At 64.3% G+C, this 14,248-nt stretch carries 11 protein-coding genes; all 11 read right to left on the bottom strand.

The window, feature by feature from the left end:
- Positions 1–138: 138 nt before the first annotated feature.
- Entirely contained in the window at positions 139–1,476 is a 1,338-nt protein-coding gene (locus BN60_RS20740; protein WP_020698063.1) for a hypothetical protein, read from the bottom strand.
- The gene (locus BN60_RS20735; protein WP_020698062.1) at positions 1,473–2,576 is read right to left on the bottom strand and encodes a glycosyltransferase; all 1,104 of its coding nucleotides are present in this window, start codon (positions 2,574–2,576) and stop codon (positions 1,473–1,475) included. Before BN60_RS20735 ends, BN60_RS20740 begins: the two co-directional genes overlap by 4 nt.
- 103 nt (positions 2,577–2,679) lie before the next feature.
- Positions 2,680–4,200: an undecaprenyl-phosphate glucose phosphotransferase gene (locus tag BN60_RS20730; protein WP_020698061.1), complete on the bottom strand. Its 1,521-nt coding sequence runs from the start codon at positions 4,198–4,200 to the stop codon at positions 2,680–2,682.
- 96 nt (positions 4,201–4,296) lie between these two features.
- On the bottom strand, positions 4,297–5,520 hold the full coding sequence (locus BN60_RS20725; RefSeq protein WP_020698060.1) for a glycosyltransferase: 1,224 nt from the start codon (positions 5,518–5,520) through the stop codon (positions 4,297–4,299).
- Complete coding sequence (locus tag BN60_RS20720) at positions 5,498–6,718, bottom strand: glycosyltransferase (RefSeq protein WP_020698059.1); 1,221 nt, start codon at positions 6,716–6,718, stop codon at positions 5,498–5,500. The genes BN60_RS20725 and BN60_RS20720 overlap by 23 nt, the downstream gene beginning before the upstream one ends.
- Positions 6,715–9,012: a GumC family protein gene (locus tag BN60_RS20715; protein ID WP_020698058.1), complete on the bottom strand. Its 2,298-nt coding sequence runs from the start codon at positions 9,010–9,012 to the stop codon at positions 6,715–6,717. Before BN60_RS20715 ends, BN60_RS20720 begins: the two co-directional genes overlap by 4 nt.
- Positions 9,012–9,644 (bottom strand): polysaccharide biosynthesis/export family protein, encoded by a 633-nt coding sequence (locus tag BN60_RS20710; protein WP_020698057.1) that lies wholly within the window; start codon positions 9,642–9,644, stop codon positions 9,012–9,014. The genes BN60_RS20715 and BN60_RS20710 overlap by 1 nt, the downstream gene beginning before the upstream one ends.
- Before the next feature lie 114 nt (positions 9,645–9,758).
- On the bottom strand, positions 9,759–11,222 hold the full coding sequence (locus BN60_RS20705) for a mannose-1-phosphate guanylyltransferase/mannose-6-phosphate isomerase (RefSeq protein WP_020698056.1): 1,464 nt from the start codon (positions 11,220–11,222) through the stop codon (positions 9,759–9,761).
- A gap of 99 nt (positions 11,223–11,321) precedes the next feature.
- A complete protein-coding gene (locus BN60_RS20700; RefSeq protein WP_215905928.1) occupies positions 11,322–12,707 on the bottom strand; it encodes a sensor histidine kinase in 1,386 nt (461 codons plus the stop codon).
- 136 nt (positions 12,708–12,843) lie between these two features.
- Complete coding sequence (locus BN60_RS20695) at positions 12,844–13,590, bottom strand: response regulator transcription factor (protein ID WP_020698054.1); 747 nt, start codon at positions 13,588–13,590, stop codon at positions 12,844–12,846.
- Complete coding sequence (locus tag BN60_RS30575) at positions 13,571–14,101, bottom strand: hypothetical protein (protein WP_020698053.1); 531 nt, start codon at positions 14,099–14,101, stop codon at positions 13,571–13,573. The genes BN60_RS20695 and BN60_RS30575 overlap by 20 nt, the downstream gene beginning before the upstream one ends.
- Between the last annotated feature and the right edge of the window lie 147 nt (positions 14,102–14,248).

The raw sequence follows: 14,248 nt of genomic DNA, 5'->3' as shown, positions 1-14,248 counted from the left end.
GATACTCGCTACATTTGTCTTGACGCTGTGGCCTTCGCGCGACGCGCTGTTAGGGCCGCTGTGCCGCGGTCACCGTCGCCGCGAGTGAGATCGGCGCCAATGCCCGTCAGTCCGCGGCACTGATGTCGTCGATCGGGTTCATGTTGCAAATCTTGTTGGAACGACGGATTGCCAGTGGGCCGGGTCGTGTCGCTCGCGAACGGTGCGAACGCTGAGGATCGAGGTGCCGGCGGCAATCAGCAGCACGGCCCAGGTCTTCGGGCCAACATAGGAGCCCGATGCCTGTCCCAGGATCAACCACACAGCCCAGCAGTAGAGAATGCTCGGCACGCCCAGCATCCGCAGCCAGACGGACAGGGCCGCGAACATGACCACGCCTCCCACCAGACCGAGATAGATCCAGTGCAGCCAGAAGTAGTTGGTCAGCACGTCGCCGATGCGACTGATGCGCCAGGCGGACTGGAAGGAAGGCGAGTTCATGTAGACGTTCATCACGTTGTCGGTGATGAAAGGCTCGCCGGTAAGGCCTGCGCCGGCTATCGGGAAATGGCGGAAGATGTCGAACGCAACCAGCATGGGGCCGGTGAAGCGATAGAAGAAACTTGCATCCTCGCCGCGCGACAGTTCGGCCAGCCGGGCTGCAAACAGGGTCTGTCCGACGACCACGGTAATGCCCAGCACCACGACGGAAAGTGCGATCATGCCGATGAGCCGGGTCGTCGAGCGCCGGCTGTTCGCGCCCGAGAGCAGGACGAGATAGGGGATCATCAGCAACAGCATCAGGACCAGGGTCGGCCCCGGCAGCACGATCATCGCGAGGCCGACCAAACCGAGATAGATCAGAAGCTTCCAACGCCAGGGGCTGACCACCAGCCAGATCGAACAATAATGCGTATAGGCGAAGGTCACGGCCGACGGCTCGGAGGTGAAGAGCTTCGGCCTGATGCGCCCGTAGAGAAGCTGGTCGCGGAGATCGGCGTCGTAGACGACACCGGAGTCGTAGATCTTCTCGCGTACCTTGTCGCTGATGGCGCGCAGGCCTGTATGGCTCTCCAGAATGCAACCGACGATGATGAACAAGCAGAAGCCTAGCAGGATGTTGGCGAGCTGCCGCCGTTCGGCGCGCAGCAAGGTCAGGAACAGGCCGTATCCGATCACCAGCCCGTAGGTGAGCTGCACGAGCCCGGTGAATCGCTTGCTGAGGAAGGCAAGGTCGGTCGCTATCAGGATCCAGACGAGGTAGAGCGCAATGACGCCGAGAAGGCCGGCGAGATGGCGCGGCTGCATGTCGTCACGACGGCGCCATAGCAGGATCAGCCCGGCAAAGCCCGACGGGGCGCAGGTCAGCGGGATCTTCGACGTGATCTGAAGCGAGACGCCGAGGTAGAGCCCCAGCAGAAAGAGGGCGATCAGCGCCAGGTCGAAGGCGGTCAGGCGCCGGTCGGAGGCGTCGAAATATGTCGCCGCCGCCGTCATGGCTCGGTGATTGCCGACAGGATCTGGCGGCCTCGGCTCGACCAGTCGAACTGATCGCGACAGGCGGCGAAGGCGCGCTCCTGGAGCCGGTTCAGCAGATCGAGGTCGTCGATCGCTTCGAGCACGCCGTGCGCGAGGGCCGCATGGTCGGGAAACAGCATGACACTGTCGTTGTGACGCAGCGGAACACCGGCGAAGGAGCCGGTCAGCGCGAACACCGGCACGCGGTTGAACACGTACTCCAGAACCTTGAGTTTGAAGCCGCCGCCGTTGCGCTCGGGCACGATGGCGATGCGGGCCTGGTCGAGAAAGGGGCCGATCTCGGGAACCGTGCCGGTGAACTCGGTGGCGTTTACCCGCTGGCGAAGCTGGCTCAGGAAGGTTTCTTCGGCGCTGCCGACGGCCTGCAGTTCAGCCTCCGCCTCGGTGAACATCGGATCGGCAATGTCGACGAATTCGGCCAGGTTCATGCGCTTGGCGATCCAGTCGTAGCTGCCGACGATGACGGCGCGACGCGGAAGGTCCTCCGAGAGGCGCCGCTTCTCGATTCGCCGGCCGCAGTAGCCCGGTGTCACGACGCCCATCGGCTTGTCGCAGCGCCTGCGGCGATAGAGCGAGAGGTCCTCCGGCGTGATGGCGGTTACGAAATCGACCGCATCGACCAGGTCACGCTCCAGCCATGATACTTTGAGGGCGTCGAGGCGGACGGCCTGCCGCTTCAGGAACAGTGGCTGGCTCTCGGCGATCTGGGCCCGCACGCTTTCTTCGTGGTTGTGAGAGACATAGATCAGCCGCGGCCTGTTGGGGCGGCCGGCATAGTAGTCGAGCACTCGCGGCAGCGCCCAGCCGACGGAGATTCCGTCGAAGACGACGCCGTCCCATTCCCCATAGTGCAGAAGCTCGTCGAGGGTGCGTCGCATGCCCGAGGTACGGCAGCGATAGGCAATATGCGGCAATGCCGAGGCGAGGCTTCCCCAATGCGAATGAGGCGTGTCGTCCGCCAGCCACCAGACGACATGATCCTCCCGCCAACCGTTGCCTTTGTGCGACTCGGCGCGACGCAGCCCCAGAACCTCGACCTCGCTGCCGGCGGAGCGCATCGCGTCGATCAGTCCGCCGGAATAGACGAACTGGCCGTTGTGACGCGGTTCGGGGTCCGCGAGCGTCAGCCATAGGCAGCGCGGCGGCCGCCCCAGGCGCTCCTCAGAAGGCGTTGCGGCCAGTGAAGCCGCCGAACGCGGTGCGGAGGATGATTTTGAGGTCGAAGCCGATCGACCAATGCTCGATGTAATAGAGGTCATGCTCGACACGCTTTCGTATTTGTTCGACGGTGTCGGTCTCTCCCCGCCATCCATTGACCTGGGCCCAGCCGGTGATGCCCGGTTTCACGCGATGACGTGCGTCGTAGTATTTCACCGCCTCCTGATAGAGAAGGGTGCCGGCCTTCGCGGCCGTAGCGTGCGGACGCGGACCGACGACCGACATGTCGCCGCGTAGCACGTTCAGGAATTGCGGAAGCTCATCGAGGCTCGTACGGCGCAGGAAGGCACCGAAGCGGGTGATGCGAGGGTCGCCGCGCCTCGTAAGCTGTTCGGCATTCGCGTCGCTCTGCTCGTGGTACATGGTGCGGAACTTCCACACCTCGATCAGCTGGTTGTTGAAGCCGTAGCGCTTCTGGCGGAAGAACACCGGCCCCGGGCTGTCGAGCTTGATCAGGACGGCGATGGCCAGCAGAAGCGGCGAAATCAGGGTGACGATGCCGGCCGCGACCAGCCGGTCCTCGATGCTCTTGGCGATCCATCGCCAGTCGCGCAGGGGGCGGTCGATGGCGTTGAGGAACGTGTAGCCGCCGATATGGCTTACGGAAACGGTGCCAAGCTGCAGGCCGAAGGCGTCCGGGCAGAGCCGGACATCGACTGGCGTGAGAGCAAGCTTGTTCAGCGTTTCGACGAGCTGGTGATCGGCGCCGAGGGGCAGTGCGACGATCACCGTGTCGATGCCGTAGCGACGCACGTCGCTGACCAGATCGTCGACACGACCGAGAATGTCGTGCCCCATGCAGCGACGCGGCAGCGTCTCGGCCTCATCGTCGTAAACACCGACGATGCGCAGGTTCGACGTTGCCGATACGCCGTTCAGGCTGCGCAAGAGATGCTGGGCGATCGGCCCCGCACCGACAATGGCAATGCGCTCGCCCAACCGGCCTTCGTCGGCCCAGCGCTGCATCAGCCGGCGTAATGCAACACGGCCTAGGCCCAGCAGGATGACGCTGCCGGTGAACCACGCTGCGATCCACGAGCCGTCGGCTGCGCTGATGGGCTCGATGAGCAGAGCGGCCAGGAACAGCACGGCGAGTGTGCTCAGCCAACCGAAGAGCATGCGCCCCAAGGCGCTGTCGAGATGAGAGAATTGCGCGAAGCGATGCGCACCCGCGAGATGCAGAAGGTTGAGGCCGAGCACGGTGCCGAGCAGCACGACCAACGCTTCGAGATGCCAATCGATGGCCGCGCTGCGCCAATGCATCGCGGCGAATCCGGTTCCGAGAATGCAGGCACCGTCGAACGTCGCCACGAGGCGCGTCACGATCGCTTCGGAGATCGTGCGGCCACCGGCGCCGAGCAGCGGTGCAGGCGCGTTGACGACCTCGGCGACAGCATCGCCGGGAAGAGGAAGAGATTGCGCCATCGGAATTGCTGCCGATTGCGACTTGTCGCGAGAATTCATCAGAGGCTCCGTGCGGGGCGGGTCTCGACGATATTGGGATGATTCTCTACATCGGCTCGCGCCGGTGTTGTGATCAAGCTGGGGCCGCTTCAATCCTCAGGCGGCAAGCACTGCCGCGGCAAAACGCTGTGGTGTTTGCGAGGCGGCGAAGGCTCGTGCCGCAGAGAGATCGACGAACGACGACGGCCCGAGCTGTGCCATTTGTGTGATCGCCGCGGCGACAGCAGCGGGATCGGAAGAATCGACGGAGAGCCCCAGACGATGTTGGCGTGTCAGATGCCCGACGAGGCCATACGCCTGCGCCAGCACAGGCTTGCCCGCGCGCGCCGCCCAGAGCAGCACGCCGCTCGAACCGACAAAGCGTTGATAGGGAGCCAGCACGACATCGCTGCGACGGACCAGGTTTTCGAGCTCGGCTTGATCGAGGCGGCGATCCTCGATGCTGAGCTGAAGGTGCGGGTGAAGAGCGGCGAGGCGCGCGCATCGTTCGTCGAGGCGGCCGCGCAGCGCCGGATCGACGCGACCTGCCAGCACGACGCCGATCTTCGCCACGGTCGAAGGGGCGAGGCGGGCGAGAGCGTCAAGAACGACCAGAGGTCCCTTGCGTTCAGTCAGATAGCCGAACAGCAGGAAGGTGGTGCGGCCGCTGGCTTTCGGGCCGTTGTCATTTCCCGCGGAGGCCGTGCCGGTTTCGGGATGCGCCGGATCCGGCAGATGCTCGACCTTGCAGCCATTGGCGTAATGCTTGCCGGCATGGGCGGGAAAGAACGGATCGAGCGACAATACCCGCCCGAGCGCGGGATTGCGCAGCATCAATCGATAGAGCAGGTCCTTGCGTACGTCGCGCAAACGTTCGCGGCCGTGCGTACGATGTCCGTCGAAGCTGCCATAGTGCACGGAGGGCCGAAACAGGATGCCCGACAAGGTCTTGCCCTGGGCACCGAGGCCGAATGCCAGTGGCAGTGCAAGCAGGTCGAGCGAAAGAAAGAAGCCGCTATCCGCACCGCTCAGACGTAGGTGCTTCCGCATCGTCCACCAGCGGGCAAGGGCTGCAAGCGTGAGCCGCCGGTCGGTGCACCAACGAAGTTCCTTAAGCGAGAGCGACCTCAGCTCCACTCTGCCCATCACGTCAGCGGGCAGCGATCGCGCGAGTGCCAGGCACAACCTCTCGGGCGCTGCCACGGAGATTGCCGGACGGCTGCGGTCGGCGGCCGCAAATTCGATCAGATGCTGCAGCCATTCCTGCGAATGACCTTCAGCGTCCGGCTCGAAGACCAGAACGCGACGCTGCGCAGCCTCACCGATGTGCGGTGAGAGCATCGAGGCGGCTCATGAAGGCACCCAGAACGCGGGGCTTGGCGTAGTTTAATTCGACGAACTCACGGCCACGGCGGCCGAGCTCGCGGCGCAACCAGGCGTCGTCTGCCAAACGCAGCACGGCCTCGGCGAAGCCCAGTGGCTCGTCGGGCGGCACGCAAAGGAAAGCGCCGCTCTCGCGCTGCAATTCCCAAAGCACGCTCCCGGGCAGCGCCGTCGCGACAAAGGGGCGGCCGACGGCCATGATGTTGAAGACCTTGGACGGCACGGCGAATGCCGCCGCCTCTGGATTCTGCGGCACGAGATGGATGTCGCCCGCCGCCAGGGCAGGCCCCAGGGCTTCGTTGGGTTGCAGCTCGGTAAGACGCACGTTCGGAAGGTGCCTGCGCCGAATCTCGGCGGCCAGTTCCTGGCCCTGGCTGCCATTGCCGCGAAGAATGATCTCGATGTCGGGCCGGCTGACGGCGAGCTCGGCGGCCAGATCGACGATCTGGCCCAACCCCTGCTTGCGGCCGAGATTGCCGCTGTAGAGAACCTTCAGCGAGCTGCGCGAGACGGGTTCCACGACCTTGATCTGATCTGTATCGACCCAGAGCGGTACGACTTCGATCGGCACGGTGACACCAATGCCGCGAAGCTGATCTTTCATCTCGGTAGAGAGGACCACGACGAGATCGGTGCGATTGAGAACGAGCCGTTCGCACGCCCGCATCAGGCGCGCGAGGCCGCCACCTCCGGTCATCCCCAGCTTCTCGGCGAGGCCCGACTGGATATCGTGCACCACCGCGACGCAGACGCCGTTGCGTCGCTTGGCGGCGACACCGAGAGCGACGGAGAGGATTGAGGGGCAGAGCGCCAACACGATGGAGTGGCGATCTATGCGGCCGGTCGTCAGGGCGGCGAGACCTCGCAGCAGGAACTCGGCCTCGTTGGCGATGCGCGCACGGGCGCCGCCGCCTTTCGGCGCACCGACAGAGAGCCGCTCGATGGTGCTGCCGCCCACGATCTCGCGCCGGCATTTTCCGTCGCGATAGGCCGGAAACACTGCCGGTTCCGGATAATGCGGCAAGCCGCTCACCACCGTCGTGCGTCGGCCATGTCGGGTCAGCCATTCGGCGATGTCGGTGCTGAACGGGGCCGATCCGATGAGCTCGGGCCAAAAATAGCGCGATACGAACAGTACGTCGGAGGCGGGCGTCATGAGGTGAGGGTCGCGCGGGCCGACCGCGCGGACTCGTAGAAGGGGGCCAGGTAGCCGTACTGCCGATACTGCTTGGCGACGACCCGGGACATCACGACGCCGGCGACGCTGCCCTGCGCGTCGATGATCTGCTTCAGCGCCTCGACCGCGTTTTCCTGCCGCGTATGACCCCAGCGCACGACGAACACGACCTTCTCGACGAGGCGCGACAGGGCGAGCACGTCGGCGGCGACCAGGGTCGGCGGCGTGTCGAGCAGCACGAACTCGTAGTGCGAAGCCAAAGCATCGAGAAGCTGCCGCATGCGATCCGAGCTCAGCAGATGGGCTTGGCGCGGATTCCACGGGCCGGCCGGCATGATGTCGAGGCCGGACAGGGCGTCGTGGTGGATGACCTCGTCGAGATTTGCCGGCTTGTCGGTCAGCAGGTTGGCAAGGCCGGCGCGATTACCGCAGTGGAAGATCTGATGAAGGCGTGGGCTGCGCCAGTCGCAATCGATCAGCAGCACACGCTTGCCGTTGCTGGCCAGCAACCGGCCGAGTGACGACACCATCACCGACTTGCCTTCCGACGGTGTGGCCGAACTGAACATGATGGTGCGCGGCGATTCGGCGGCCTCCGACAGTTCGACGCCGATATGGAGGCGGCGCAACGCCTCGCTGTAGATCGACGTCGGCTGGCGCAGCACCTGCATGGCGGGCGGTGTGCGGCCGCTGATCTGCGGCACCATTGCGATAACTGGCAGGCCGGTCATCGCTTCGATCTGGTCGGCGCGGCGGAAGGTGTGGTCGCCGCTCTCCCGCATCAGGGCGATGGCTGCACCCACCATCAGGCCACCAGCGATGCCCAGCAGAGCGATCAGGCTCTTGGGCGGGTAGCTCGGCGCCTGGGTCGGTGCTGCGGCCGAAACCAGCTTGGCGTTCGCTTCGAGAATGTTCTCCGCGCCTATCGTCTGCTTGGCGCGCACCAGCATCGCTTCGAGCAGGTTACGGTTCACCGTGGCGTCGCGTTCCAGCGCTTCAAGCTGGATGGACTTGTCGTTCACGGCACCCATCTGCTGTTTCAGGCGCTCGAAGTTCTTGGACAGGGCTTCGTAGCGCGCCGTGGTCGTCCGCGCCTCGCGCGCCAGGCCGTCGATGGTCTTGGCGACTTCGGCCTGCACCCGGGCATTGATGTTGCCGACTTCGGCGCGCGCCCTGGCCATCTGGGGATGGCGCTCGCCCATCGACGCCGACATCTCGGCTGCCCGGCGTTCGGAATCGGCGAGTTGCTGCTTGAGCGCGGCAATCAACGGCGACCGCAGGACATCGGGAACGCTCTCGCCACCCAGCCCGCCCTTGCGCATCTCCTGCGCCTCGGCGAGGCGCGAATCGGCCTCGGCCTTGGCGGTCTGGGCCGCGAGGAGCTGGCTGTTGAGTTCATTGAGCTGCTGGGCGGTGACGTTGCTTCCCGTGCTCTTGTAGAGCTCGTTGCTGCGCCGGTAGTCCTCGACAGCCTGGTCGGATTTCTTCACCTGCTCTCGCAGCTCGGCAATGCGACCCATGAGGAACTTGTCGACCCGGTCCATCGAGGCGATCTTCGCGTTGCGCTGATAGTCGAGATAGCGTTCCGCCAACGCATTGGCGAGATCGGCCGCCAATACGGGACTTTGCGCTTCAGCCTTGACGCTCAGCACGTGCGAGCGGCCCAAGGTCGAGACATCGACACGCGACAGCACCGTGTCGATCATGCGGTTGTCGATTTCCTCGGCGGTGGGCGGCGTTACTTCTTTGGCCGGTGCCGTGCGGCCCAGCCAGGCCTTGATTGGTTCCGGCAGGAGATTGTTGAAGTCGGTCAAGCGCGCCCACGTCGATGGCTTGCGCAGGGCCGGATTGAACTCGGGATTGTCGCGAAGCTTGAGCTGGTCGATGACCTGGCGGGCGATAGAGCGCGACTGAAGGATGAAACCTTCATTCTGTACGCGCTCGGCGTCGGGGCTGACGTCGGCCAGGACGGCCTCGACGTTGAGGACGCGTGGGGCCGGCAGGCCGACAAGTACGCGTGCTTCGGACACATAGTAGGACGGCATCGACCAGGCCGCGAAGACGGCGCTGCCACCCAGCACGATCGTGCAGGCGAGGATCAGGCCTCGATGTCGCCACAGCTTGCGCAGGGTCTCGGCCAGGCCATCCGGTTCGGGCGTTGGCGGAAAGCGGAATGACTGCGCCTCCGACAAGTACCTCCCAGGCGCCGGCACGGCGCGCAGGACCGGGCGCCGGCGCGGCAGATGGGAGGGGGTGTCGGAGAGATGATCCATCAGAAATACCGCTCGCGCACTTCGAGCGTGTCGCCGGGACGGATGATGGTTTCAGGCTTGGCGACGACACGAACCATTCTGCCGTCCTTGTCGAGACGCTTGACGTAGAACTCCGTGGTCTTGGCGCGATAGGTGTAACCGCCGGCCATCGCCACCGCATTCAGCGCCGTGATGTCCGTGACGTAGGGATAGTTGCCCGGCTTCTGGACCTCGCCCAGCACATAGAAGGGGCGGCGTGTCAGCACTTCGACGCTGACGCTGGGATTGCGCAGATAGTCGGGGTCGAGCTTGCCGGCGATTGCCTGCTGCAGTTCGCGCGGGGTCATCCCGTTGGCATTGATGTTGCCGATCAGCGGAAAGGCGACCGCGCCGTTGCCGTCGAGCATGAACTCGCCGGTCAGGTTCGGCTGGCCGAAGACGGTGATGCGTGTACGGTCGTTGGGACCCAGACGATAGTCGCCGGACACGGAGCTGAGGCCGCCGCTGCCGCCGGAACGCCCAGTGGGCGCCAGGCTGAGACTCTGCGAGTCCTCGACGATCGGTGTGGGATCGGTTTCGCAGGCAGCAAGAACGCCGAGTGCACAGACGAGGCTGCAGGCACGAAGCGAGGCGGCGACGATGTTGATCGACATGGTTTCACCTCTGTCGAGAATTGAAGGGGCATTCCTCCAAAGGAACAACGCTGGAAATAGCGCCCGCGGCAGCCGGAAGGTGTGACCAATACGGGACATTCCCCGCGTAAGAACTCAGGCCCGGCCGTAATTGTCCGAAAGGCGTACGATATCGTCTTCGCCGAGATAGCCACCGGATTGCACTTCGATCAGCTCCAGCGCGATCTTTCCCGGATTTTCCAGGCGATGCTCCGTGCCGACCGGAATGTAGACGGACTGGTTCTCGTGCAGCAGTTGGCGATCGTCGCCGCATTGGACGATCGCGGTGCCGTGAACCACGATCCAATGCTCGGCGCGGTGATAGTGCTTCTGCAGGCTGAGCTTAGCGCCCGGCTTCACCGTGATGCGCTTCACCTGGAAGCGATCGCCGGCGTCGACAGTGCGATAGTTGCCCCAGGGCCGATGACAGGTCGAATGCCTGAGAGGTTCCGACCTGTTCTCGCGGCGCATTCGTTCGACGACCCGCGAAACGGCACCCGCCGAATCGGCACCCGCGACCAGCACGGCATCGTCGGTCGCAACCACCGTTATATGGTCGACGCCGACGGCTGCCAGCAGGCGGCCTTCGGATCGCAAGTAGGAGTTGCTGACGCCCTCGTGCAATACGTCGCCCTGGATCACGTTGCCATCCGAATCGCCGTCGGCAATGCCGTGCAGGGCCGGCCACGAACCGACATCGTTCCAGGCCATGTCGACGGGAACGACAGCGGCATGGTCGGTGCGTTCCATCACCGCATGATCGATCGAGAGCGAAGGCGCTCGCTCAAAGGCGCCGGCGTCGAGATGCAGACAGCCCGTTCCGTCCTTCGCGGCATCGACGGCGTCGCGGCAGGCGTCGAGCATGGCTGCGTTGATGTTGGCGAGCTCGTCGAGATAGGCGCGGGCACCGAGGAGGAAGATGCCGCTGTTCCAGTAGAAGGTGCCGCTGTCGACGAAGCGCTGCGCCGTATCGCGATCAGGCTTCTCGACGAAGCGTTCCACGTCGAGCACGCCCTCGCTGCCATCGATGGGCGTGCCGCTCTGAATGTAGCCGTAGCCCGTGTCGGGGCGGTCGGGCCTGATGCCGAAAGTGACGAGGCGGCCTGCCCGGGCGGCGGCCATGCCCTGCATTACGGCGTGATGGAACGCCGGCAGCGACGCAATCACATGGTCCGACGGCTGCACCAGCATCACCGCATCGGGATCCTGGCGCAGCAGCCAGAGTGCGGCCGTGGCGATCGCAGGTCCGGTGTTGCGCGCCAGCGGTTCCAGCAGCAGCGCTTGCGGTTTAACGCCGACCTCTTCGAGTTGGTCAGCGACGAGGAACCGATGCTCGGCATTGCACACGACGATCGGCGCAGCGAAGCCGACATCGGCCAAGCCGCGCATCGCCGTCTCCTGCAGGAGCGTGCGATCGGAGACGAGCTTCAGAAGTTGCTTGGGATAGGAGGCGCGCGAGAGCGGCCATAGGCGCGTACCGGCGCCGCCCGACAGGATGACAGGATAGATCTGGGCCGAGCCTTGCTGATGAAAACGGCCGAGGTCGGGAATGGTGTCCATGGAGCTCCGCAGCGAAGCATTCGCTCGCCTGAAGCTAAGCAGCACCTTCAGTATCGACCAGTGATCATGCTGTGTCTCGCAGACCTTCTGCGTGCGTCGTCACTGATGGCCATTGCGTGGCAGCACGATGACGACCGACAGGCCGCCACCGATGCGATTCACGGCGCTCACCTGACCGCCCAGCGCCTCGACACTACGCCGCACGATCCAAAGACCCAATCCCGAATGCTCGACCGCTGCGTCCGATCCGGTTCCGACTTCGGGACGCGAAGAGAAATAGCGCTCGAAGACATGCTCGATCTTGGCGGGATCGATGCCGGGCCCCTGATCGTCGACCTGCAGCTCCACGGTCTCGGCATTTGCGGTGAGGGTCACGATGATAGCGGCGCCCTTGGGCGAGAAGCTGATGGCATTCTCCAGAACGTTCTGCAGGGCCTCTTCAAGCATGCCTTGGCCTGCGCGGACGATCGCATGCTCGTCGAGGCGGCGGATCAACCTGATATCCCGGGCAGCCAAAATTTCGCGGAAATGACGGGCCGCTTCACCAACGAGCTGCGTCAGGTCAGTCGGTACACGTGGTGCATCGATCAGGTCGGCCGTCGCGGTATCGTAATGCTGCGCGGCATTGACCAGGGTGAGCAGGCGGGCCAGCGAGGAGTCGACGATCTCCAGGGCGCGGCGGGCACGCTCGTCTGTTTCGGGCACGGCACGACGCACGGGGCGCAGCGCCGACTGCACGGCGGCCAAGGGCGTCTTGAAGGAATGCGCATTGTCCTCGGCCGATTGCCGGATCTGGCGCGAGACACGGGCCAGTTCATGCACCAGCTTGTCGAAATCTCGGGCCACGCTCGAGAGTTCGGGCACGACATTGCGTCGGGCGAAGGCGGAATCGCCGATACGGCCCTGGCTGATCTCATTGGCGACGGTGCGGAAGCGGCCGAGGCTCACTCGGATGCTGATCGCAATCAGAAGGGCAAGCACGGCGACAACCAGATAAATCACGGCAGCGACACGGATCTCGCGCGTTTCCCAGTAGGGCCGGCCGATCGACGTATTGAGGAATTCCGAGGTAACGTGCGTGGAGGTGAGCACCCAGCAGTTGCCGCGCGCGCGGATCGGGATGATCGAAGTCAGCAGCTCGATCGAGCCATCGGCCTGCTTGTAACGGATTTCGTTGGAAGCATCCCACATGCATGCCTCGGAGAGGCGTTGCAGAATGCCGCGCTGGCGCAGCTCGTCGAGTTCGGCGGCCACCGCCTCCGGCCGGATCGGCGGAGTCGAGCCCACGAGATAAAACCGGCCGGTCGCCCTGTCGGCCGGCGGTTGGAACATCAGCTTGAGGACCGTGCCGTCGCTGCCGTACTTGGCAAGCTCAAGGTTCAGCGCCATGGGCGCCGTAGGATCGGTTTCTTTCAGGGCGGGGGTGAGCGCCTCGGCGATCAGAGCCGAGCGGTCCTGGATGGCGCGCGTCACGAGGGCGCGCATCTGACTGTCGGCGCTTTCGAACTGCCCGTAGAGCACCACAGGCAGGGCCAGGAAGATGCCGACGAGGATGATGAGCTTAAGTGTGAGTGAGGCGGCCAGCCGGCGGAGCGCCGGCTGCCAACCTCGGGTAGTCGGGCTAGGCCTTGCCCCAGCGGTAACCGAAGGACTGGTAGTTGTCGATTTCGGCAAAGTCAGGGTCGACGGCTCGGAACTTGTTTCTGATCCGTTTGATGCAGGAACGGACGTTTGTTCGATAGCCATTCTCGCCGCTCCCCGCGATAAAGCCCACGTAGTGCATGCAATCGTAGACAGCGCGGTACGTAACATAGGTGCCGATGCTCGAAGCGAGCAGGTACACGATCTTGAACTCGGTCAGCGTCAGGTTGACGTCGGCGTCGTCCCAATAGGCGCGGCTGATGCCGGGCTTCAGCAACAGCCGGCCGCAGTGGAAGTTGCCCTCGAACTCCGGCTCGGCAGGCTTTTTGTGCGAATCCGCGATCAAGCGCAAGCGCTGGGCGAGAATCGGCACGCCGCGGGACTTGTCGACGAAATCGAGCGCGCCGCGGTCGAGGGCCAGCTTTTCGTAGGCCGGCTGCGAACGGCCGGTCAGGAAGACCACCGGCAGGACAACGCCTGCCTGCCGGAGCTTGGGCAGCAGGTCAATTCCCGACACGCTGGGCATGCTCCAGTCGAGCAGGATGATCTCCGCGTCGATTCCCTGGGCAAAAGCTTCGAGCAGGAGCTTGCCATCGGCGAACGACGTGACGTCGAAACCGTAGTCGGTCAATTCACCAGACACGGCTTCGCGGAAATCGTCGTCGTCCTCCGCGAAGGCGACGCGAATTTTCCGCTCACTTTCTCCACTATCGACGGGCTTGAACACGGGATTGGAGCTGGGCCACGCAGAGACGTCTTCCTTCATCTGTGTTGTCATCGCTCTTCACCTTGTACGCAAGAGTTCCGAATTGCTTGGTCTCGACATCCGGGTAGAGCTGGATATCGACCGTGCACTTACCGTCCCGATACCGCCATTGCTTGCCTGGCGGATGCTCCTCCTCGCTTGTTGGGGGGCCGAGCATTGCCCGGAGCTCCCGTTCGCTCATGCCGGTCGGCAGGATTGCTCCGCTGTCTGCGCCCACGGTCACCGGCGGCGAACCCGAAGGTGTAGCCGCCGCCGAGGCCTCCACGGACGCTGCCGAGCCGCCGGTCCGAATACTGGCCGCCGGAGCAGGAGGTTGCTGCCTGGGCGGGTTACTCTTCCGCACCTGCGAAGGCGGCGGCGAGGGAGCCATCAGACGTGCAAGGTCATCACGCGCCGAACGCGCCACGTCGCATCCTGACAGGAGCAGCAATCCGACCCCCACGGTCTGCTTCATCAGGCTCGCGATCTTCATCCTGCTTCCAGAAAGTCAAAACATACATCGAATATTGCCGCCATATGGCAGGTTTACGGCATCATGCCCCACGGAACGAGAAACGGCATTGAAATCGTTCCGGTTGCATCGAGGGAGGCCAGTTTGACAAGACGTCGCAGGCCTATG

The sequence above is a fragment of the Reyranella massiliensis 521 genome (assembly GCF_000312425.1).
GTDB lineage: Bacteria > Pseudomonadota > Alphaproteobacteria > Reyranellales > Reyranellaceae > Reyranella > Reyranella massiliensis.
The sequence above is the reverse complement of the archived record's forward strand: the minus strand, read 5'-3'. Positions and strand labels throughout refer to the sequence as shown.